The following is a 20,617-nucleotide window of genomic DNA, read 5'->3' as shown; positions in this document are numbered from 1 at the left end:
GCGCCTAGGCACACGGGCGGGGACACCGGGCGCTTCCGCGCGTGGCCGTGCGTGGGACGGAAAAAAGGAGAGCAAGTCATGAGGATGAAGAGTGAGCTCCTGGCGCTCGTGGCGGCGGCGTTCGCGATTTCCTGCGCTGGCTACGCGTCGGGGACGGATAAGGAAGGGGGACCGGTCACGGAGAGTGAGCTGAACATGAACAACAGCTTCTCCGAGTTATGGGTTCGCGTGGTCGTCAAGACGTGGGTCGACGAGCAATTCAAGCAGGAGCTGCTCGCAGACCCTGCGAAGGCGCTCGAGGAGCACTTCGACTACAAGGTTCCACCCGGCGAGAGACTGGAGATCGTGGAGGGACGACCGGAGGCGCCCGCCGAATACAAGTTCACGCTCCCGACGATGCATGACATCGCCGAGGCCAGGAGGGATTGGCTGGCATCGGACGTCTCCGATCCCTGGTTTCGCGTGACCGTCAAGGCGTGGACCGACGAGAAGTTCAAGCAGGAGCTGCTCACGACCCCCGCGAAGGCGCTCAAGGAGCACTTCGAATACGAGGTTCCACCGAATGTGCGTCTGCTGGTCGAGGAGCGAAAACCAGACCGGCCCGCAGAATACAAGCTCACGCTCCCGAAGAGGGGCGAAGAGATCCTTGGCCTGGACGGTGCGTTGGGCCTCTTCTGCTAGCCCCTACAGCCCGTAGAGCCGCGCCGGATTGTCCCACAGAATCTTCCCGAGCACGCCTCCGGGGAGCTCTCGCTCGAGCGGTGCGAGCTTTCCCGTGATATCGCTGTCGTGGTCGAGGTGCGGAAAGTCCGTCCCGAAGAGCAGGTTGTCCTCGCCGATGTGGCGAATCAGCTCCGGCAGGTAGGGCTCGTCGGGCTCGATGGCGACGAAGCACTGCCGCCGGAAATACTCGGAAGGTTTTCTCCGAACATTCTCCGCGACCTCGCCCGAGAGGTGACGGTATTCGACCTCGTCGAGCCGCCACAACCAATACGGCAGCCACCCGCAGCCGGCCTCCAGGAACGCGACGCGCAGCCCTGGATGGCGCTCCAGCACGCCCCCTTCCACCAGCGCGAGGAACGCCATCATTTGCTCCATCGGATGCGAGCAGGCGTGCAAGGCGAAGCGGGTCTCGAATCGATCCGCCCCCGCGGTGGGGACGCGCGCGTGCGCGCCCTCGTGGAGGGCGACCGCGACGCCGAGCCGCTCGCACGCGTCCCAGAAAGGCTCATGGGCGGGATCACTCAAAAGCCGCCCCTTCACCGGGTTCGGCCGCAGCACGACCGCCTTCCACCCCCACGCCGCGACGCGCTCGAGATCGTCGACCATGGCGGCCGGGTCGTGGACGTTCACCACCCCGACGCCCCGGAGCCGCGCCGGGTCGTACGCACAGAAATCGTGCAGCCATCGATTGTACGCCCGGGTGATGGCTCCGGCGAGCGCGGGATCGATCGTGTCGATCCCCAGCAGAAACAGCGTGTTCGTCGGATAAAGGAGGGCGATGTCGATGCGGGATCGATCCATCGCCCGAATTTGCAAGGCGGGGTCCCTGCCCGCCCAGAGCTCGTCGCCTCGCCGGGCTCCGACGGCGGCGAGCTCGCGCACGGCGCGCTCCGAGATCTTGTGAAAGACGGGCTCCCCATTCAGCATCAGCCTAGGCGTCTGCCGGCCCCCGACGCACGCGTAGTATGGCGCGTGCTCACGGAATGGCTCCTCCAGGTACTGCTTCCATAACTCGATCGGCTCGACGACGTGACGATCCGCGTCGATCAGCATGCTCCCTCCTCAAGTCAAGAATGGTACTGGATTGAGCTCCGCCTCGTCGAGAGCGCGGTCCCGAAAGCCCATGTGTACCGGCACATCATACAGGCGCCCTGGCCCGAAGCGAGGCCAGAAATGCCGCAGCCCCGGCACGGTCACCTTGACGACGCACAGGCCGAGGTCGGGCCGGGTCTGGTCGAGCACGAGCGTCTCGAGCCCCGCGCGGGCCGAAAGCTCCACGCAAGCCCGCACGTCCCCGGCGAGGTCGTCCCCCTCGGGGCGACGCGGGGCATCGACGACCGTCCGAGGGGACGCGTCCTCGGCGGGGGTCAAGAAGCTCCGGTCTTCGAGCTTTCGTACGTCCAGGAGCGGCGGCAAGCGGCCCGCGGGATCGTAGGCCTGGTTCAGCTCCGTGAGCGCGCGCTGGGCGGCCAGATGGCCGTCGAGATGACAGCCGAAGCCAGCATGGAACCGTCCTTCTTCCCGCGCCGCCGCCAGCGCGACGACGACCGGAATTCCGAGGTCACTCGTGATATCGAGGAGCCAGAGCGGCCGGCCCGACGAACGGTATGCGGCCTCGATCTCCTCGAAGAAGGGATCGCCGAAGCTCGAAACATCGAGCCCGGGTCGACGCAGCCGATTGTACCACCAGATGGCCACGGCGTCGCGCTCGACGAGCTCGAGGAAGCCGTGCAGGATGGCCTCCTCGAGGCAGTTGCCGGCGGCGTGACCATTGGAGCTGTACACGCAGAAGCGCTCTGCGGGGGCGACCGGGACCTGATCGTAACAATACGCTGCCGGCAGGTATCGTCGCCGCTGCGTCGTGAGGGACCAGACGGGCGTCCAGTCGATCTCGCGCCGCTCGTCGAAGCGCAGCGGGACATGCCATTTGCGGTTGCACGCGACGGTGTTCCAGGCGTCGCGCGTCCGGTACTGGGATTCGCTGAAGCACAGGAGATCATGCGGGTGGACGCCTTCGTCGCCGAGATCGGCCAGGCGGGCGCGGAGCGTGGGCTCGTCCCCCTGGAAAATGGCGCTCACCCGCTCGATCCCTTCGCACAGCGCGCTCGTCCGGGCCTGCGCGGCGCTGCGCCCCTTGCCGCCCGCCAGGGCATGGAAGTCTCGTGGATCCCGCGCGTCGGCCGCCGGCGCCACGGAATAACGCGCCCTGTGGACGAACCACGGCGGGCCATCACGCCCGGCGACGGGCTCCACGCTGGAAAGGATACCGGTCACGGGGCTGATCAAATGTCGATGTCGCGCGAACGTCTCCTCCGCGGAGATCACGCGGCTGCCCCCATCCTGGGTGGCCAAACGCACGCGGCGCTCGAGCGTCGGCGGCTGCGCGGCGCGCCGCTTCACGAGGCCCGGGTCTCCGCAGGTCGGGCATTGCGGGCGCCGCTGCACGGCGTGTTTTTCGAGCGTGATGCGCCCCAAATCGAGGACGCAGAGGTGATCCTCGATCTCGGCCCACGCGCCGCCGGCGATCCACCTGGCGATCACGAGTGCCGCGAGCCCGTGGGCCGCGGCCACAGCGGCGGGGTTCGTCGGGCGCGGGAGGGACGATGCGTCGAGCGCGCCGCCGCGCCGCAGGAACGTTTGGACGGGGCGATTGGCGCGGAGCCGGGAGGCAAGACACTCCCAGCAGGGGCCACCTGGGTGAAACATCGGCCCCATCCAGGGCGCTGTCCCGGACGGCTTCACGGGCATCCAGCAAGAGTTCTCGGCGAGGGCCTGCCGATTCATCTCCGCCAGCTCGGGCGCGAGGTAATCCCCGGTGAGGATGATCCGCAGCCGAGCCCCGGGCTCGACCCTCACCCCGGTCGCCCGCAGCGATTCACAGAATGACGGCGAATCCACGCCCGCGAGCGCCTCGACCGTCACGGGCGTCCCCGAGAGGCGCTCTGCCGCGGCATCCCCGGCGACTCCGAGCGCGTGCCAGAAGGTGTCCTCGTCGGGAGGCTTTAGCGAGGCAGGGGTGAGGTCGCCGCTCTGCTCGAGCAGCGCGATCGTATAATGGACCTCGGGCGCAGTGGCTTTCCCGCGGAGGGCCGCGACGATCTCCGCATTCGTGCGGATGCCGTCCACGAGGGGCGCGACGAGCGCGTAAAGGCGCCCCCGCAGGATCCGTTCGTCGTGCTCCCCGAGGAGCGCGAGGCAATCCGGGCCCAGAAGCTCCGGGCGAACGTGTGGCGCGAATCGCAACACTTTGTTCATGGCGCACATCCATCGCAGATGGCTGCTGACCAAAGGAAGTGGCCGGGGCGCACGGAGGCGCCCCGCGATCGGAATCGGGAGGCGCGGGAGCTTAACAGAAATCGGGGCCCCCGCGAGGGCGGGGCGCGTGTCCCTCGCAGAGAATGACCTTTCCTGTTCCGGACAGCCGGCCATCGTACGCGACGATCGACGCGTGGGCGTCCGGGCTGCCCATTCAGGGGCTTTACCGTGCGTCAGCGTTGCATGTACCTAGCTGGTCACCTGCTCGCCTCGCAGGAGGAATACTTCGACGGGGCGGTCGAGCCCCTCGACGGGCAACGTCCCGCCGTGCACGAGCGCGAAATGGGCTTCCAGGAGCCGGGAGGTCGTGCTGCTGAGGACGATGGTGTCGGGGGCCGCGAGCGCGCTCAGGCGCGCGGCAACCCCGGGCGTGGTCCCGAGCGCATACGCCGGGCCGCGCATGTCGCGGTTCCCCACGAGACCGGTATGCAGGCCGATTCGAACCTCGAGGCGGATCCCTTGCTCCGCCTGCAGCCGGGCGCTTCGGCTGCGCACCCTCGCCAGGATCTCCCACGCGGCGCGGCCTGCGTGCAGGGCGCTCTGCTCCGGTGGAGCCTCGCAGCCGAAGTAACTCAACACCTCCTCGCCGAGCGCACCGGCGAAGCGCCCGTGGTGGCGGCGCACGAGGTCCGCGCAGCTTGCCTGCTCTTCGCTGAGCAATTCCTCGACCTCCTCGACATCGATGGCCTCGGGGCCCGGGCCGAGCGCCGTCAGGCCATAACAGAGGGCGGTGAGCTGCCGCCGCTGGGCCTCGGGGGAGCGCCTCGACGGGACGAGCGCGAGGCCCGCCCGGGTCCGCAGCGGGCGCGTCGAATACGTCCGCTGCGCGCGCCCGGCAGCGGGCGTGAGGAACGACTCCCGCATTTCGTGGAGGTCGCAGGCCTGGAGCTTCCGGAAGAGCCCCTCAGCGTCGACGTTGCGCTTGCGGACGTCCTTCTCGAGCGCCTCCCGGAGGAGGTCGCCGAGGGGGAGACCCCGGAGCGGTCTGGGAATCGGGACCGGCGCGCTGCTCATCTGCTTGTAGAGGACCTCTTGCAAGGAGGCGGCGGTCATCACCGGCTTGCCCGTGAGGCATTCCAGGAACACGAGCCCCCAGGCATAGAGGTCGGAGCGAGCGGTGGGGCGCATCCCCTGGATCTGCTCGGGAGGGGCGTATCCGGGGGTGCACACGACCTCGTGCGTGGCGGCCGTCCTGTTCGGGATCGAGGCGGTGATCGCGTCGACGAGCGCGCCAATGCCGAAGTCGAGCACCATGGCGTTCCGCCGCGCGCCGGTCGGGACCACCATGATGTTCGCCGGCTTGATGTCCCGATGAACGACCCCTCGTGCGTGGGCGCAGCTCAGCGCATCCAGAACCTGGAGCATGAGGTGCTTGGCCTCGCGTGGAGGGAGCGGACCCTCCGTGGCGAGCAGATCGGCGAGATTCTCCCCCGGGACGAACTCGAAGACGGTGTAAAGCAGCCGCTCGGCCGTCCGGCCCGAATCGATGAGCCGGACGATGTTGGGATGGTGGAGCTCTGCGCAGAGCCGTATCTCGCGCAGGAAGCGCGCGACGCGCCGGTCCGGCGCGCCCGTCATGCCCGAGCCTCCCGGGCGCATGACCTTGATGGCGACGAGCTGACCGGTCGCAACCTGGCGCGCCTCGTAAACGGCCCCGCACCCTCCCTCGCCGAGCTTCGATACGATCTCGTACCCACCCTGGAACAGCGAGCCGGCCCCGAGTTCCGACACGGGGGCGCGCTCGAACGACGTGAGCGGTCGATGCGGGTACTCGACCTCGATCCGGCTAGCGCTTCCCCGCTTTGCATTCACATCCAAAGTATATGCCGCCGACGCGCGTGACGGAACGGGCCCACCGAAGGTGAGGCTGGTCCTCGCCTGGGGGGAAGCTGATTCGCCGTGAGCATACGGAGGGTCGAAGCGGGCCGCTCGCTCCAGGACCGCTTGCCGTCCAACGTCACGGCTCATCAGCTCGCTTCAGAGCTGGACGCACGCGTTCGACACGCCATCAGCTTCTCTGGGCGCCTGCTCGTCGCGAAGTGCGCGACGCGCAAGGGATGCGTGGCCACGCACCGATTGCATCACACGCCGCGAGGCGCGTCCCGCTTCCCCGTGCTTCATCGGGAGGAATGCGCCTTGCTATCCCTGCACGCATGCATCTCGCCAGCGCCACCGATACGCGCCGCGCGTTCGTCGCCACGTGGGTCGTCCGTAATGGCCTCGCCGAGCTTGGCGGCATCGCCCTCGCCGCGGCCGCCGCCATCGGCCTCGCGCGGGCCTTCGGCGAGCCCGATACGCTCGGCGAGCGGCTCCTCTCTTATGCGGCGATGCTCGCGGCCGGCGCGGTCGAAGGGTTGCTCCTCGGGCTCGCGCAGTCGACCCTCCTCCGGCGCCGCCTCCCCGGGCTCTCCGTCCGCCGCTTCACGCTGGCCACCGTCGCCGTGGCGACCCTCGCCTGGGCCGTGGGCATGGCGGCGCCCACCTTCGGCCCCGCCTCCGCGCCTTCCGCGGCCCCGCCGGAGGAGCCCTCCTTCCTCCTCGTGGCCGCAGTCAGCGCCGGCGGCGGCGCCCTCGGCGGGCTGCTCTTCGCCCTCGCCCAGCGGGTCGAGCTCCGCCGGCACGTCGCCTCGACCCGCGCGTGGATCGGCGCGAGCGTCCTCGGCTGGGCGCTCGCCCTTCCCCTCGACATGGTGGGCGCCACGTTGCCCGACGCGACCTCCAGCGCCGAGACCATCCTGCTCTCCGCCGCGCTCTTCGGTCTGCTGGCCGGCGCCGCCTACGCCCTGCCCACCGCCTTCGTCGCCTTCCGCATGGGCGCGCCCCAAAAGGCGCACGACACGACAGCCCTCGCGCATGACGAGCCGGAGGTCGGGGCGTTCGTGTAGTGCGCCGATGGCTCGCACGTTTCCCGACCGTGGAACCAGGTGTCCGCCCATCAGTCGGCTACGTTGCTGCCCTGGGCGACCGTCTGCCCATCGGACGCGACGAGGACCTCGAAGCTTCGCCCACCCTTGCTGATATGAGCCTCGAAGAAGACGCGACCGCCCGGCAGCGTATACATCTCGAGCTTGTCGAGCTTGCCGCCCGCCGCCCACCGCGAGATGGTGTCGCGCGCCTCCGGCGAGGCCGATCCGAGCGTGACTTCCCACTCCTTGCCTTGCGCGAGGAAATCCGCGAGCGACCTGCCGCCCGTATCCAGGGGCGACGGCGTCATCTTCGCGTCCTCTGGGCCCTGCGCGTGGGCCACGGCCGGCAAACCGACCAGAGCGAGCACGAACGAAGCGAAGAAGGCCCATCCTTTCTGCCCAGTCATGGCTCAATCCCTCCTTCCGGTGCACAGCATCGCCGGATCGCGCCGATGCGCATGCGAACGGGATGCCGCGCTGTCCGACGAACCACGCACGCCCAGCGGAAACGTGGCGCCGCGGTCTCCGAGGGCCCGGGCAGCGAGCGCCCGTTTTTCCGGCAGCCAGACGATTGGCGCACAGCGGCTGACGCGCAGAGAGGCACGATTGCAGTTCGTTGTGGACGTCGCACGCGATTTTGCGCGAGAGTATCTCCGTGACGAGCCCGCAACGCCCCTTGGATCGCGCCCCGTGGAACCAGGAGGCGGTTCCCGAGGGACCTCGCTCGGTTCGCCCCGGCCCGCCCACGCCGTCCGCGCCGTCCGCGCCCGTGAGCGCGTTCATGCCGAGCTTCGAGACCTCGCCGCCCCCGGCGCCCCTCGAGCGCATCCCGCCGCAAAGCGTCATCAACGCGGTGTACTCCCCCTCGTCTCCCCCCGGGGGCCCCGCCTCCTCCGGAGCCCCACGGCGCTCGCTCGGGGCCATCGCCGCGGTGGTGCGGCAGATCGACCGGAAGCACGGCGCCTTTTTCATCTCGCGTCTCATCCTGATGACGGGCATCAACCTGCGCACCTACGACGCCGCGACGCCCGACGATCCACACGCGGTCGCGAAGCTCGCCAGGGCGCTGCGCTCCCTCGTGCCCGCGACCGAGCTCGACGGGCTCTTGCAGCTCTTGCCAATCCAACGATAAAACGCTCCCAACGAAGGAAACAGGGAGGAGGACCATGAGCGATCTCGTCATGGGCGCTGGACACAGCGCCGCCCCGGATACCCGCGCCGCCGTGCGCGAGGCCGCATCCATCGCGCGCCGCGCGCTCGGGAGCCAGGAGCCGCGTCTCGCCATCGTGGCTGCCACGGTCGATCACGACGCGAGCGTGGTGCACGCAGCATTCCGCGAGGCCTTGCCCGGCGTGCCCCTCCACGGCGCGACCACGTCCCTCGGCGTGCTCACGGGCAGCGGCGTGGTCATGGGCACAAATGGCGGCGTGGGCGTGCTCCTCCTCGGAGCCGGCCAGGATGCGTCGTTCGCCGTGGGCAGCTCCGATCTCGCCGAGGGCGCGCGAGAGGCAGGCCGCAAGGCCGCGCAGGCGCTCGCATCGAGCGGCCCCGCGGGCGAGCCCCCGCGGCTCGTGTTCATCGCCGTCACGCCCGGCCGCGAGGAGGAAATCCTCGCCGGCATCGCCGATGTCCTGCCCGGCGTGCCCGTCTTCGGCGGCAGCGCCGCCGATCACACGATCGAGGGCATCTGGAGCATCTTCACGGACCGGACCGTGCTGCGCGAGGGCGTCACCCTCGCAGGGCTCTGGGGCGCATCGGTACGTATCGGCGCAGTCATCGAGGGCCCCTACGAGCCCACCGACAAGCGCGCGGTGATCACCGCATCGAACGGCCGCGCCATCGAGACGCTCGACGGCCGCCCGGCAACCGAGGTCCTCCACGGCTGGATCGGCGACTCGATCGCCGCCGAGGTGCGCGAAGGCGGCAACCTGCTCATGCAGACCGCAGTGACCCCGGTGGGCATCGCGCGCGGCGACGACGCGACGCAGCCGTTCTACCTGCTGCTCCACCCGGCGCACGCGCACCCCGAGGGCCGCATCGACGTCTTCGCCGAGGCGCCGCAAGGCGCCACGGTATGCCTGATGTCCGGCAGCGCGGATTCGCTGGTGGGCATCGTCGACCGTCTCGTCGACCGCTGTCTCGCCGTAGCGAACATCGAGCCGCGGGACGCGCGCGGCGCATTCTTGATTTACTGCGCAGGCTGCGCAGGCGCGGTGGGCGGGCGTATCGAGGAGGTGCTCTCGCGCCTCCAAGGTCGTCTCGGCGACATCCCGATCCTCGGCTTTTGCACCTTCGGCGAGCAAGGCCACGTCCCCGGCGTGGGCAACGTCCACTCGAATTTGTCGGTTTCGCTCGTTGTTGCAGGCTGAGAGGGGATGCGCGGGGCTTTGCCCCGCACCCCAGCAGGGGGCTGTCCGCCCCCTGCACCCCGGACCAGCGCAAGCGCTGGACTCGGGGTCGATGAACTGCGCGATGCGCAGTTCATCGAACGGGACAGGGTCGCCAGCCAAGACCGCAGCGCTGACGGTTCATCTGACCGCTGTCTTGCCACCGGCTGCTGGAAAAACTGCGCGCAGCGCAGTTTTTCCACCTGAGGTCCAGCGCTTGCGCTGGTCCGGGTCCAGGGGCGGACAGCCCCTGGTCGGGCCCGGGGTGAAACCCCGGCGCTACGCTGCCGAACGCGCAGATCCTCTAAAAATCAAGAATTGGCCCAGCCAATACGTCGAGAGGATCCAGACTGCCGCGAGAGGGAGAGGAAACAGCCAGCGGTTCACCCCGATGAGCGAGTCCGATATCACGAAGAAGACCGCGCCTGCGCAGAAGATGCGGGCGGCGTGGTCCTTCGGTTCGACGAGGGCTCGGCCGAGCGCCCGGCCGAGCATCGACGAGATGACGATTGCGTATGCCGTGATCGGCGCGTGCAGGGCCTCCGGCGCGCGGCCGGATCCGACGAGGATTCCCCACATGAGCCCGCCGAAGGCGAGTGCCGGCAGCATCGGGAGCCAGTCGGCCGCGCGTTTTGGCAAACCCATTCCGGCGAGATAAAAGAGGTGCGCGACCAGAAATACCCCGAGCCCGGCGACGAAGACGCTATCGATGACGACGTCGGCGACGAGCGATGCGAAGAGCCCGAGCCCGACGAGCTTCGCGAGCCGCCCTTGCCTCTCGCGCAGACGAGCGGCGCAAAGCAACAAAAGCGGGACGACCTTGACCAGGCGATAGGCGATCGAGCCCGGCGCGAGCACGACGAGCGAACACGAGGCCGCCGCGCTGGCGAGGTACGCCGCGAAAAAGGTCGCTTCGCGGCGCTGGAAGGAAGCTCGATCCATGGGGCGAGAGCTTACCACGATGCTACCGCCGGGCGCCCAGCGCGCTTTTCGACGAGGTCGCGGTGGTCGTCCACGAAGTCGCCGGCCGTTGTCGACGATCATGCCCGACGCGACATCGGTTCCACGGCCGCGGAACTTCCTTGCGCCCTGGGGCCGCCGTTCAACCGCCCGCCCGCGCCTCGCGTGCCATGGCCTCCACCTCGTCCCGCGTCAGCGCGATCTTGCGCGCTGCCCAGTTCTCCTCCAGGTGCGCGATCGAGCTGGTCCCCGGGATCGGCAGCATCACCGGCGAGCGCGCGAGCAGCCAGGCGAGCGCGATCTGCGCGGGCGTTGCGCCATGCCGCGCCGCCGCCCCGTCGAGCGCTGGATGCGCCTTGCCGAGGTTGCCGATCGCCAGCGGGAAGAACGGCAGGTATGCGATGCCGCGCGCCTCGCAAGCTTCGAGCACCGCGTCCGGCGACTCGACCTCCGCGTGTGTCGCGCGGGCCAGAGATCCGAGCCCGCCCGCCACGTTGTAGAGGTTTTGCACCGCCACGATCGGCGTCCGCTCGAGCGCATCCAGTAGCTCCGCCGTGCCCACGTTGCTCAGCGCGAGGTGCCGGATCTTGCCCTCCTTCTGCAGCTCGATCATCGCGTCGAGCGACTCGCGGAAAGGCACGCCCGTGCCGAGCATGTAGCGGAAATGCGTCACGTCGCATCGCTCCAGCCGCAGCGTGCGCAGGTCCTCCTCGCAGCCCTGCCGCAGCTCCTCGGGCCGCGCGAAGGGCGCCCAGGACTTGTCCGGCAAGCGTTTGCCGCCGAGCTTCGTGGCAATGACGAGATCCTTCGGATACGGATACAGCGCCTCGGAGATGAGTCGGTTGGCCACGTGCGGGCCGTAAAACCAGGAGGTATCGATGAGATTGATGCCCAGCTCGATCACCCGCCGCAGCACGCCGAGCGCGCGATGGGGATCCTCGGGCTCGCCCCAGACGTCCTTGCCGGGCAAGCGCATGGCGCCGTAGCCGAGGCGAAAGACCTCGAGATCGCCGAGGCGGATGGTGGCGGGCGAGGTGGCGAAATCGTGAGTTTTCTTCGAGAGGTCGTCGCTCATGCCCGGCAAGCTAGCCGCGACGCGGAGGCGCCACTTGGGCGATCTTGGCGCCGCATTGCGCGCGCGAACTTGCCGGGCGTCGTGCCGAGGATGCGGCGGAAATGGCGGTGGAGCTGACTCTCGTCGAAGAGGCCCACCGCGTGCGCGGCCTCGGCGCCCGTCATTCCAGCCGCGAGCAGCTCGGCCGCGCGCGCCACGCGCAGGTGTGTCAGGTATTCGTACGGCGGGATGCCGAGCTCGGCGCGGAAGGCGCGTATGAGGTGGAACTTGTCGGCGCCCGCGTGGGCGGCGAGCGCGTCGAGGGTGATGGGCTCGGAGACGTTCGCGCGCAGGTAATCGCGCGCCAGACGCACCGCCCGCGGGGCCCTCGCGTGCACGCGCACCTCGCCGCGCTCCGTGCACGTGGCGAGCACCTCTGTGAGCGTCTCGGTCACCAGCGCCGTGAGCTCCAGCGTGGCAGGCCCGCGCGCCGCGAGCGCCTCGTGCATGGCCATGGCGAGCGCCGTGGCCCGGGGCGCGCGCCCAGGCTCGACGGGCACGAAGCGCACCGGGCGAGGGATACCGAGCGTGCGCGCGGCCTCCTCCACCATGTCCGACGCGAACGCGGCGCCCTGGAGCGTGAAGGGTGCGTGCACGCGTACTTCGCGGTGCACTTCGCCGGGTTCCTTGAGCTTGAGACTGCCAGCCGTGAGCGTGCGAACGGCGCCTCGGTACCAGCCGTCGAATGCGCCCTCCAGGACCACCGCGACGCCGTAATGCTCCGCGTACGAGGAAAGCGGGCGCGAGACCCCCTCGACGCGGAACATGCTGAGCCCGTCGATGCCCTCGGGGCGCCAGCGCTCGATCCGCGGCCCGTCATCCCGCGAGCGCCGCCGCGCCTTCCCTTCGAGAGCCTGGGCAGAGCCATGTCCCATGGGCTCACCATAGCCGATATCGGGCCGGTCGACTTGGGCGATGTTGGCGAAAGGCGGAGAGGCCCGGCCGGCTCGCCGAGGGCCCCCCGGCCCCTTGCGCGCGCCGGGTTCGCCCCGCCGATCATTCAGCCGATCGAGAATCGCTTCCGAACGGGGCGCAGCTCACCCTCGGGGCTCTCCTCCATCACGTGCGTCATTCCCGGCTCCAGGGGATCCCCGATACCCGCGACCTGCCGATTCTGCTCGAGCGTCTCGTGAAACGCCTCGGCCTCCTCACGCGCGCCCGGCTCGATCAACGTCGCGACATCACCGTCCGGCGCGAGCTCGATCGTCACCGACATCGGCGAGAGCCCGTCCTCCCCTCCCCCCGTGGGTACGATTCCTGCGATGCGGATACGCCCGTGTCGACCTCGATCGATGGACTCGATATGCGACAGCGACAATCCGAATCGCTGCTCCAGCCGAAGGTTGAGGGCGGGCAGGAGCGACCGAGCATCGTGGCCCCCTTCAAGCTCGCGCAGGACGAGGAGCGGAAGAGCTTCCCATTCGTCGAATTGGCCACCAGGGCCGAACCGGAGGACGTGGATGCCGAGCGCGCGCGCTTGTTTCGCCATTTCCTCGCGGGCCGTGACGAGGACGATTGCCCCCCCTTCGGCGTCGGTGCCGACCCACGACCGGGCATCCTGGAAGACGTGACGACCCGGAATGGGCTCGGCATGGACGAGGACATGTTGCGCAGCCGGCTCGAAAAACCGCGACAAACCGAGCGCGCGCAGGCTCTCGGTGACCGGGAGGAGGGCATCCCTGCCCTGCGCGTCCTCCGCGCGCGCGAGCAGTCCGATGTGCACGTGCTCCGTGAGCACCACGAGCGCCTCGGATACGCCGGACCGCAGGCGACCTGCATGCATGACTGCGTCGCCGAGCTCGATCAGAAGCACACAGGGATGGAGATTCGCCATGGGGACTGTTCCTCGAGCGTAATGCTTGGCGTGGGAGCGAGCAGCGGGCGGCACGCCCGAGCCGCTCGCTCCCCGACTCTACCGCAACGAGCACGAACCGCTATCGGCGAACGTGCACGCAATCGAAGAAAGCCCGGCGCAGGAAGACGTCGCCCCCGACCTTCTCGAGGTAATGCGTCTTTGGCGCCGTCTGGGGGGCGATGCCGCGCTGCGGGGGAGCGAACTCTCGTCCGTCCAGGCAATCGCTGTGAATGAGGTCTGCCACGAACACGCTCTCTTCGCCGTCGTCGTCCAGCGCAGCCTCGGCCGCCTTGTACATGGCCCCGAAGCTCAGCGCTCGGAACTGCGACGTCTCCGCCGCCGCTTGCACCTTGATCTTGGGGACACTGAATCCGTAATCACTGAGGTCGACCTCCTTCAACGCCGGCTGGGGAGCCGCCACCGCTGCGGCGAAGGCCGCGCGCTTTTGCGGCCCCGCCGTGATCGCGAAGGCGCTCGCCGCCGAGAGGATGCCGCGCCGGCTCATCGCTCGCTGGATCGCCGCGCCGTAGGACTCGTTCTCCTCCATTGCGAGCGCCACGAGCTGCGCGGCGACCTGCGCGAAATAACGTGCGGTGATGGGGGCCGAGCGCACGGCCTCGACGAGCAGCTTCCCGAGGGTGACGCTCACCGCCCGCAGCGTCTCCTCGTTGCGGTTCCGCTCGGTCGCGAACATGCCCGCGAGTGCGTCCAGGAATGCGCCCGTGAACAGGCGCGAGTGCGAGTGCACCTCGCGCGACAACATGGAAGCGGGCCCGGACGCCGGCAACTGCAATGGCGGGATGTACGTGAATGCGTTGGCAGCGTTGCGCAGGCTGTCGGCGTCGACCGAATGGGGAGAGCGCTGGCGGATGGCCCACCCGAGCTGCTCGGCGAGCCGGGACAGCCGCGAATTGGCGTTCAGCCGTCCGTCGGTCTCGTGGAGGACCGTCATCCGCATTTCGGGCAGCCCGAGCGCCGTGAGGATGGCGCTCATGTCCCCGAACGACTCGTGGAAGGCGCTCGGCTCGTAGCTGGCCGTGCTCCAGAGCTGCGGGCGGATGGCGTCGAGCACCGCGTGACCGAATTCATGACAAACGATGTCGGGGCTCTCGGCCGAATACACGGTGCGCCCCTGCACGGTGTCCTTGAAGAACGAGAGCGTCCTCCGATTGTAATATGCATTCAGATCGACACCCTCCTCGAGGACGACGTTCAGCGTAGGGCCGACGTTCGTTTGCCACGTCCCGTTGGGGAGGATCTCGCCCCAGAAATCGGACGCACGACGCAGCGCGCTGGCCGCGACCCAGTAGCGAAACTCGGCGGAGCCGCGATCGTAACGCTTGGCGATCGGCGGCTTCCCCTGGATCTTCGTGGGGAACGGCCCCTTCTCGGTGTTCGGCGTCGGACGCGTGACGAGAGCCCCACCCACCGGATTGGCGCCGGCCCCGGGGTCGTCTTGCCAGGCGTCCACTTCGGCCACGGAAGCGTTACGGAACTCGGTAACCTGATCGTTCGGGATGGACATGGGCATTTTCCTTTCTCGCGCGGGATCGCGCCGTGGCCGCGCGCCACGTGACGTGCATGAACGAATGGGATATCGTCGCCCTCCGCTCAGGAGGGCCGGAAGCGGAAGCAAGGCCCGTAGGTACGGCTCGGGTTGGAAGGCAAAGGCGTCCTCATGAGGTCCAGCGCGAGGCTGGGCAGCTCGTGCATCAAGCCGACGGCGGGGCCGATGCTGCCCCCTTCTCGCTTCCACGCATTCTCGAGGGCCAGGAGCATCTTCGTGTAAAGCTCGTCGAATTGCCTCGCCGTGGGCAGGTCGTAGCCGCCCGGGGGCACGGTCGCCATGGGATGGACGTCCGGGAAGGGAATCGGCGCCCCCTTGAACACCCACTCTCCTCGCTCGTTTTTCTCGAGCTTGTTGCCGATGAGGATCTCCTTGAACGCGTAATAGTGCGCGAGCTTGCGGGGGTTCGTCGGGTCGGTATAAGGGGAATCGCTGGTCCCCTCGCCCTGGCGCTTGATCAGATCGATCGCGCGCCTGGCGTCGTCGTGGTTTTTGATCGCGAAGACGAAGCGGTCGATCTGCCGCTGCCCGGTGATCTGGCTGGGAGCGAGCTTGTCGAAGGCGGCCTGGATCGCGTCGTAGAATTTGCCGATCGTCGGGTACGTCTCGGCCAGTGCGAGTGGCCGCTCGGGCATCTCGATCTCCATGTAGACCTTCTCGATCTGAGGCCTGGAGAGCCCTGCGAGGGTGACCTCGAGGCCCGGTCGCACCCCGCCCGGCAATGGCCCTGGATACGTCGGGACGAAGCCCTCTTCATGAATGCGCGGCGTGCCGCCGAGGGTGGTGAGCAGGTTGCACGCGAGACCCATGTGACGCATCTCGTCCATCACGATGCCGCGAAGGATCGAATAGGAGGGATCGGTCTCGTCCTTGATCGACCACAGCGCGCACAGATACGGCGGCAACGTGGCGTGCTCGAGCTTGATGGCCGCCTGGAGGGCGCGCTCGAGCCACGGCAGATCGTGCTCGGTCTCGCGCATCAGCGAAAGGATCGCTTTGTCTTCGGACGTCTTCATGGTCCATCCTCGCGTCATGGGTCGATGGCGTATGCCCGACACCGCGCGACTCCGCGGCGTCGTCCGTCTTCGGCGCTAAAACAATGGGCGTGCCAGCCGACGATATGTGGCGCCCGCTACGCGAATGAGGCTTGGGCCCCACGCGCACCGGCTCCGCCGTACGCCCGCGGTGTCCCGCAGCGACGCACGCGCGTCCTCACGGGACACGGGCGGGCGCCGCGAGCCCGCGCGGAGCGTCGCGCCGCGTGCTCCCGCGCTGGCATGAGCATTGCCATCCGTCCACAGAATCGATGCTGGCCATCGAGCGAGGACGCCGCGCTGCGAGCGCCACGCTCTCCACCCATCGTCGCGCGCGGACCTCACGGGCGGTCCGCGCATCCCCTCGCCCCGGAGGTATCCAATGAAAGTATCGCCTCAACAAGATGCCGGCGTTCCGAAGATCCTGGTGCTCGTCGATGGCCCCATCTCGTATTCCATGGACGCCAACGCGCGATTCTCGGTGCACACGGCGCTCGAAGCGCTGGAGACCGACCTCACGGCGCCGGTGAAGATCACGCGCGCGCACCGCCAGACGGACCCCTATGCGGATCGTCGGGACCCGCCGCCGATCGCGAGATTCCGCTTCGACGATCCCGGCTTCGACATCGACGCGTACGATCAGGTGTGGTTCTTCGGGTTCCTCCGTCAGGCCGATGGTCCCCAGGCCAGCCTCTCCGACGCCGAGATCGAGATCCTGTTCGCGTGGATGGAGCGAGGCGGCGGCGTCCTGGCCATGGGCGACCACGAGAATCTGGGAGAGGCCCTTTGCGGCCGGATCCCGCGCGTGCGCAGCATGCGCAAATGGAAGTTCGACCCGGGCTCGGTTTCACCGGACAACGCCCCTCCGATCGATGGTCCGAATCGCCATGACACGCTGGTGAAGGGCAATTCATACATCGATGGCCGGGGGCGTGATCAAGGGCGGCTCTACACCTTCGACGACGAGTCCGACGACCAGCCGATGAAGCTCGAAGTGCCCGAGCCCCACCCGCTGCTCACGACGCGCGACGGGGGGACGATCGACCGGTTCCCGGATCACCCTCACGAGGGCGAGGTCGTCGTCCCGAAGGACCTGACGCAGCGGGCGGGGTTTGGCGGGAAAAGTTTGGAGTACCCCGAGCGAGATGGCGAGCGCGTGGCGCCCGTCATCGTCGCATGGGCGAGGGTGCTGGACGATCACACCGACGAGAGCGACATCAACAAGTATCGAGCCAATCCGAAGTCGTTCGGCGCGGTCGGGGCGTACGACGGCCACCTCGCGGGCGTGGGGCGCGTCGTGGTGGACTCGACGTGGCACCACTGGTTCGACATCAACCTCGTCGGCCTGCCCCGCAACCTCCCGCTCACCAGCGGAGACAAGCGCAAGCACAATGGGTTTCTCGACACCGAGAGCGGACGCGAACACCTCGACCGCATCAAGCAATATTTCCTCAACGTGGCGCATTGGCTCTCGCCCCCGAGGAAGCAGGCCGCGATGTCGGCGCGTGCCCTCTGGACCGCGCTCCGGAGTTATCCCCTCGTCGAGGAGCTCTCTCCGCGCATGACGGCCGAGGAAATGGGCCGGGCCACGCTCGCGGCGATGCCGTATCTGCCTGGTCGCTCGGGGGCAACCCGGTGGCTCACGGGCCTGATTCCGGAGCTGAAGATCTCAGCGCTGAAGGCGGCGCCGGGCCTGGACGACGAGGCCGCGCTCGTGGGCGCCGTCGTCAAGCAGATGCTGGGCGAGAGCCCCGAGCGCCGGTTTTCACGTGATGTACCGTCCGACGACCGACTTGCGGCGCTCGTCGCCGAAGGCGCCACGGCCGGCAGCGACGTCCTCGAAACGAAGAGCGCGAGCGGGCTCGCCGCCGCGGTGAAGGCCTGTCTCCCTCGGAAGAGCTGACATCGAACGGGCGCTGCGGCTCACTCGCAGAGGATGCCGAGGTTCTTGCAGCGCTCGTCGCCGATCCACCGGTTCCGCTTGTCTTTGCAGTTGCAAAGCGAGTTCTCGGTCATGAAAATGAAATCCTGCGCGCGAACGTGGCAGCCCATGCAGCTCGAATACCCCGGCTGAGGGCTCGGGCCACACGAGGGCCGTGAGGCATCGCCGGGGGGCGCGCTCGATCCCACCAGATAGGTCTCGATGACCGGGTTTCGCAGCGTCTTCGGCTCGGGATTCTCCCCTGCATAAGGCGTGTACTGCACGCCGATGAGCTGATAGAACTGGAGCACGGTGCCGTTTTCGGCCAACCACGTTCGGACGTCCGCGTTCAGCTTCTGTACGTCCTCAGGTATGGGATCGAGCCGCGTGATCTGCGTCCTGCACAGGTTGGAGCGGGGTTCTCGTTCGCTCGCGTTGGCGCGGCACATCGACGCGTCACAGGTGGGATCGTGGAACGAGGGCGCCCGCGCGCCATCGGGCGACGCGAGGTTGTCCACGTGCTCGAACGTGGCCCAGGTCCAGTCGGAATAGTGGTTCGACTTCTGTGCGATGTGAAGTCCGACCAGGCCGAGGGTGACTTCTGCGGTACCTGCGCCGTGCAACGAGGCGCTCCTCTGGAGGAATCGACCGCTCTTGCTCTCGGCGACGGAGAGCGTCTTCCATGCGAGCTTGATCGAGATGGCGCCGCCCTGATCGTAGCTGTCGCCGCTGGCTGGACCGCGGCGGCGGCACTGGCCATGTGTGAAATCGAAGGTGGTATCGAACTCCTTGTTTTCCGACTGGATCAAGTCGCGGAGCGTATCGTGAAAGCTCTCGTCGACCCTGGTTTCATAACGCAGGGCTCGGCCATTCTGATCGTAGACCACGTGCTTCGTGGCGTCCGCAGACCCCTGCGCGAAGCCTTGCCCCTCGAGCGTGAGCATCAGACAGCCGCCATCGCACCTCCAGACCGGTCGTTCGACGTCTTCGGCGACGGCCAGGTCGCCATTTTCGCGGAACTTTTGGTACAACTGCTCCGGCGTGTACCAGGTATTCCAGCGAGGGAACGTCGCGGGCGCGTTCAGCTCTTTGAGCTCGTCATCGGCTTTCCACTTGCCTCTCGTGTACTTGCCGGGCCAGTTGATCGCGATGAACAGGCGCCAGGCGAACGTCTCCATTCCTCGACGCTCCGGGCCGGACTCGGCGCTCCATGGGGAGACGCAGTACCATGTCGTCGGCAACGTGAACAACTCGTAGCCAGTCGCCCCGCCCCTCGAGCGCAAGGCTGAGGCATTCGTGGTGGGCTTCGTGGCGCCTTGGCACCCGCTCACCGTCAGGCAAGCACCCCCGGCGAGCACGGCGCAGATGGAAATCACGACCGCGTTCGTGCGCACGAAAAACTCCTTCTCTGCGAACGTTCCATCAGAAAAGGGAAAGGATCGGCGCAAAGCCAAGATATCCCTTGGCGCCCACGCCTTGCTCCGAGTGGATGGTTATCTTCGCGTCGAACCAGCGAGCGATACGGGCCTGGACCGAGGTCGAAGGGCGTGACTCGCGAGCGCTCCCAGGCCATGTGAGGAGCGCTTCCCGTTTCTCCGCGGTGCAGAGGCCATGCTCCTCGAGCAACCCGAGGAGCGCGTCCCGGCCGGGGGCCGAGCGTGCGGGCTCGCCGAGCTGGAGCTGGGAGAAGGCGATCGCCGCATACGGCAGCAGGGAATGGTGGAGCGCGAGGTCGAAGTAGACGGTGTCATCGGCTGTCTCGGGGGTATAGAAGGTTCTCTCGACCTGCTTCAAAAGCTCGAGTGGACCCGGCCACGCGAGATCTTTCAGGTACCCTTCGAGATGAGCCCTGGGAATGGCGCCGTAGATCTTGATGGCCACCGGTTCCCTGGCCAGCATGAGGGATGCGTGGATGATGCGCCCGCCGGGGGGGAGACGCTGAAAGCAAGCCGCCATGGCGCGCCGACCATGCCCGGAGAGCAGCCCTTCGACGGCAGGAGGGACGGCAGGCATGATGAAATCCAGGAAGACCTCGTAGGCATTTCGGGGATCCCAGGATGCCGAGGGAATGTGCGCGTTCGGGTATCCGGGGTCCACGCCGACCCAGATGGAGGGCGACGGCCACGCGGTCGAGCGCGTGTTCATGTGGTCGAACTCGAGCCATAAACAGGGAATCCTGCTGGGCCAGTCGTGATCGGGGCTCGCCCAGCGGTGCATGACGTCCCAAGCGAATCGCCAGGCCGGCGTATCGCCCGGGGGGCGCTCGGACGCGGCGTACATCTTGCGCCGATGCCGTTCGTCGCGAGGCATCGACATGCACGCGAGAAAGTCGACCTGCTCCTGCTCTGCCGAGAGGCGACACTCGAGGTAATACGAAGAGAACACGTCGGGGAGCTGCGCCGAAAGCTCCCCGACGTGCGAGATGACGGCGGACCCGACGCACGCGCTCGGGATCCTGGGCGCGATCAGCTCGACAATGTCATGGCTGGGCCACATGACGATCCGGGTCGGGTTTGCGGGGATGCGGGGATGCGGGGCGACGTCGCGAGATCGTCACCAGAAATCACGGCCTTCCTCCATGAGCTCCTGCACCAGATGTTTTTCGCAGAGCTCGATGAGCAGAGGCCGGACCTTCTCCGGTTCGCTGTGTTCCCTGCTGATCTTCAGCATCTGCTTGGCGACGTAACTGTCGGGAGGAATGCCGAAATGGTCCCGCATCGTGACGGTCATGTTCTTGTGAAATGCAGCGTTGAAGTCCTCGCTGTTCTTCACCCAGTACAGCAGCGAGAGCAGGCCATGCGGCACCTTGGGGAGTTTGGTGGTTGCCATGAAAAT

General features: G+C 67.9%; 18 protein-coding genes. 5 read left to right on the top strand and 13 right to left on the bottom strand.

Translation table 11 applies throughout. The features are described from left to right. The first annotated feature begins 78 nt into the window (after positions 1–78). Positions 79–681, top strand: a complete 603-nt coding sequence (locus tag QHF84_RS27270) for a hypothetical protein (protein ID WP_281316364.1) — start codon at positions 79–81, stop codon at positions 679–681. A gap of 3 nt (positions 682–684) precedes the next feature. On the opposite strand, the gene QHF84_RS27265 is transcribed toward QHF84_RS27270, so the two are convergent. From QHF84_RS27265 to QHF84_RS27255, 3 genes are all read right to left on the bottom strand, one after another. Beyond that, positions 685–1,776, bottom strand: a complete 1,092-nt coding sequence (locus QHF84_RS27265; RefSeq protein WP_281316363.1) for an amidohydrolase family protein — start codon at positions 1,774–1,776, stop codon at positions 685–687. Between the two features lie 9 nt (positions 1,777–1,785). Next, positions 1,786–3,978 carry a TOMM precursor leader peptide-binding protein gene (locus QHF84_RS27260; RefSeq protein ID WP_281316362.1) on the bottom strand — a complete coding sequence of 731 codons (2,193 nt, stop codon included), beginning with the start codon at positions 3,976–3,978 and terminating at the stop codon, positions 1,786–1,788. Positions 3,979–4,227: 249 nt separating this feature from the next. Further along, positions 4,228–5,769 (bottom strand): protein kinase, encoded by a 1,542-nt coding sequence (locus QHF84_RS27255; RefSeq protein WP_281316361.1) that lies wholly within the window; start codon positions 5,767–5,769, stop codon positions 4,228–4,230. A gap of 422 nt (positions 5,770–6,191) precedes the next feature. Between QHF84_RS27255 and QHF84_RS27250 the strand changes: the two genes are divergently transcribed. Beyond that, the gene (locus QHF84_RS27250) at positions 6,192–6,923 is read left to right on the top strand and encodes a hypothetical protein (protein WP_281316360.1); all 732 of its coding nucleotides are present in this window, start codon (positions 6,192–6,194) and stop codon (positions 6,921–6,923) included. Between the two features lie 50 nt (positions 6,924–6,973). Here the strand turns inward: QHF84_RS27250 and QHF84_RS27245 are convergent, their stop codons facing one another. Then, positions 6,974–7,351: a hypothetical protein gene (locus QHF84_RS27245; protein WP_281316359.1), complete on the bottom strand. Its 378-nt coding sequence runs from the start codon at positions 7,349–7,351 to the stop codon at positions 6,974–6,976. 248 nt (positions 7,352–7,599) lie between these two features. Here QHF84_RS27245 and QHF84_RS27240 point away from each other — a divergent pair, with 248 nt between their 5' ends. Both QHF84_RS27240 and QHF84_RS27235 read left to right on the top strand, forming a co-directional pair. Further along, a complete protein-coding gene (locus QHF84_RS27240; RefSeq protein WP_281316358.1) occupies positions 7,600–8,076 on the top strand; it encodes a hypothetical protein in 477 nt (158 codons plus the stop codon). A gap of 34 nt (positions 8,077–8,110) precedes the next feature. Further along, the gene (locus QHF84_RS27235; protein ID WP_281316357.1) at positions 8,111–9,313 is read left to right on the top strand and encodes an FIST N-terminal domain-containing protein; all 1,203 of its coding nucleotides are present in this window, start codon (positions 8,111–8,113) and stop codon (positions 9,311–9,313) included. A 297-nt stretch (positions 9,314–9,610) separates the two neighbouring features. Here QHF84_RS27235 and QHF84_RS27230 read toward each other — a convergent pair whose 3' ends face one another. The 6 genes from QHF84_RS27230 to QHF84_RS27205 form a co-directional block, all read right to left on the bottom strand. Then, complete coding sequence (locus QHF84_RS27230) at positions 9,611–10,273, bottom strand: lysoplasmalogenase (protein WP_281316356.1); 663 nt, start codon at positions 10,271–10,273, stop codon at positions 9,611–9,613. Between the two features lie 160 nt (positions 10,274–10,433). Beyond that, the gene (locus QHF84_RS27225; protein ID WP_281316355.1) at positions 10,434–11,366 is read right to left on the bottom strand and encodes an aldo/keto reductase; all 933 of its coding nucleotides are present in this window, start codon (positions 11,364–11,366) and stop codon (positions 10,434–10,436) included. After that, entirely contained in the window at positions 11,363–12,280 is a 918-nt protein-coding gene (locus QHF84_RS27220) for an AraC family transcriptional regulator (protein WP_281316354.1), read from the bottom strand. The genes QHF84_RS27225 and QHF84_RS27220 overlap by 4 nt, the downstream gene beginning before the upstream one ends. Before the next feature lie 125 nt (positions 12,281–12,405). After that, entirely contained in the window at positions 12,406–13,239 is an 834-nt protein-coding gene (locus QHF84_RS27215; protein ID WP_281316353.1) for a hypothetical protein, read from the bottom strand. Between the two features lie 100 nt (positions 13,240–13,339). Then, the gene (locus tag QHF84_RS27210; protein WP_281316352.1) at positions 13,340–14,785 is read right to left on the bottom strand and encodes a hypothetical protein; all 1,446 of its coding nucleotides are present in this window, start codon (positions 14,783–14,785) and stop codon (positions 13,340–13,342) included. A gap of 86 nt (positions 14,786–14,871) precedes the next feature. Further along, a complete protein-coding gene (locus tag QHF84_RS27205; protein WP_281316351.1) occupies positions 14,872–15,843 on the bottom strand; it encodes a ferritin-like protein in 972 nt (323 codons plus the stop codon). Positions 15,844–16,243: 400 nt separating this feature from the next. Between QHF84_RS27205 and QHF84_RS27200 the strand changes: the two genes are divergently transcribed. Then, a complete protein-coding gene (locus QHF84_RS27200) occupies positions 16,244–17,764 on the top strand; it encodes a hypothetical protein (protein ID WP_281316350.1) in 1,521 nt (506 codons plus the stop codon). 20 nt (positions 17,765–17,784) lie between these two features. Here QHF84_RS27200 and QHF84_RS27195 read toward each other — a convergent pair whose 3' ends face one another. From QHF84_RS27195 to QHF84_RS27185, 3 genes are read right to left on the bottom strand one after another with little or no spacing between them, the layout of a single operon-like run. Beyond that, positions 17,785–19,176: a hypothetical protein gene (locus tag QHF84_RS27195; RefSeq protein WP_281316349.1), complete on the bottom strand. Its 1,392-nt coding sequence runs from the start codon at positions 19,174–19,176 to the stop codon at positions 17,785–17,787. Positions 19,177–19,204: 28 nt separating this feature from the next. Beyond that, positions 19,205–20,278, bottom strand: a complete 1,074-nt coding sequence (locus tag QHF84_RS27190) for a hypothetical protein (RefSeq protein ID WP_281316348.1) — start codon at positions 20,276–20,278, stop codon at positions 19,205–19,207. Positions 20,279–20,335: 57 nt separating this feature from the next. Further along, complete coding sequence (locus QHF84_RS27185; RefSeq protein WP_281316347.1) at positions 20,336–20,611, bottom strand: hypothetical protein; 276 nt, start codon at positions 20,609–20,611, stop codon at positions 20,336–20,338. Positions 20,612–20,617 lie beyond the last annotated feature (6 nt).

This window comes from Polyangium sp. y55x31 (assembly GCF_029946505.1).
Taxonomy (GTDB): Bacteria; Myxococcota_A; Polyangia; order Polyangiales; family Polyangiaceae; genus Polyangium.
Note: the sequence above shows the minus strand (reverse complement) of the source record. Positions and strands in the feature narration are given on the sequence as shown.

Bases quoted from the DNA above. Each gene is read 5' to 3' on its own strand.
- QHF84_RS27270 (WP_281316364.1), top strand. From the start codon at position 79: ATGAGGATGAAGAGTGAGCTCCTGGCGCTCGTGGCGGCGGCGTTCGCG.
- QHF84_RS27265 (WP_281316363.1), bottom strand. From the start codon at position 1,776: ATGCTGATCGACGCGGATCGTCACGTCGTCGAGCCGATCGAGTTATGG.
- QHF84_RS27260 (WP_281316362.1), bottom strand. From the start codon at position 3,978: ATGAACAAAGTGTTGCGATTCGCGCCACACGTTCGCCCGGAGCTTCTG.
- QHF84_RS27250 (WP_281316360.1), top strand. From the start codon at position 6,192: ATGCATCTCGCCAGCGCCACCGATACGCGCCGCGCGTTCGTCGCCACG.
- QHF84_RS27245 (WP_281316359.1), bottom strand. From the start codon at position 7,351: ATGACTGGGCAGAAAGGATGGGCCTTCTTCGCTTCGTTCGTGCTCGCT.
- QHF84_RS27235 (WP_281316357.1), top strand. From the start codon at position 8,111: ATGAGCGATCTCGTCATGGGCGCTGGACACAGCGCCGCCCCGGATACC.
- QHF84_RS27230 (WP_281316356.1), bottom strand. From the start codon at position 10,273: ATGGATCGAGCTTCCTTCCAGCGCCGCGAAGCGACCTTTTTCGCGGCG.
- QHF84_RS27225 (WP_281316355.1), bottom strand. From the start codon at position 11,366: ATGAGCGACGACCTCTCGAAGAAAACTCACGATTTCGCCACCTCGCCC.
- QHF84_RS27220 (WP_281316354.1), bottom strand. From the start codon at position 12,280: ATGGGACATGGCTCTGCCCAGGCTCTCGAAGGGAAGGCGCGGCGGCGC.
- QHF84_RS27215 (WP_281316353.1), bottom strand. From the start codon at position 13,239: ATGGCGAATCTCCATCCCTGTGTGCTTCTGATCGAGCTCGGCGACGCA.
- QHF84_RS27210 (WP_281316352.1), bottom strand. From the start codon at position 14,785: ATGTCCATCCCGAACGATCAGGTTACCGAGTTCCGTAACGCTTCCGTG.
- QHF84_RS27205 (WP_281316351.1), bottom strand. From the start codon at position 15,843: ATGAAGACGTCCGAAGACAAAGCGATCCTTTCGCTGATGCGCGAGACC.
- QHF84_RS27200 (WP_281316350.1), top strand. From the start codon at position 16,244: ATGAAAGTATCGCCTCAACAAGATGCCGGCGTTCCGAAGATCCTGGTG.
- QHF84_RS27190 (WP_281316348.1), bottom strand. From the start codon at position 20,278: ATGTGGCCCAGCCATGACATTGTCGAGCTGATCGCGCCCAGGATCCCG.
- QHF84_RS27185 (WP_281316347.1), bottom strand. From the start codon at position 20,611: ATGGCAACCACCAAACTCCCCAAGGTGCCGCATGGCCTGCTCTCGCTG.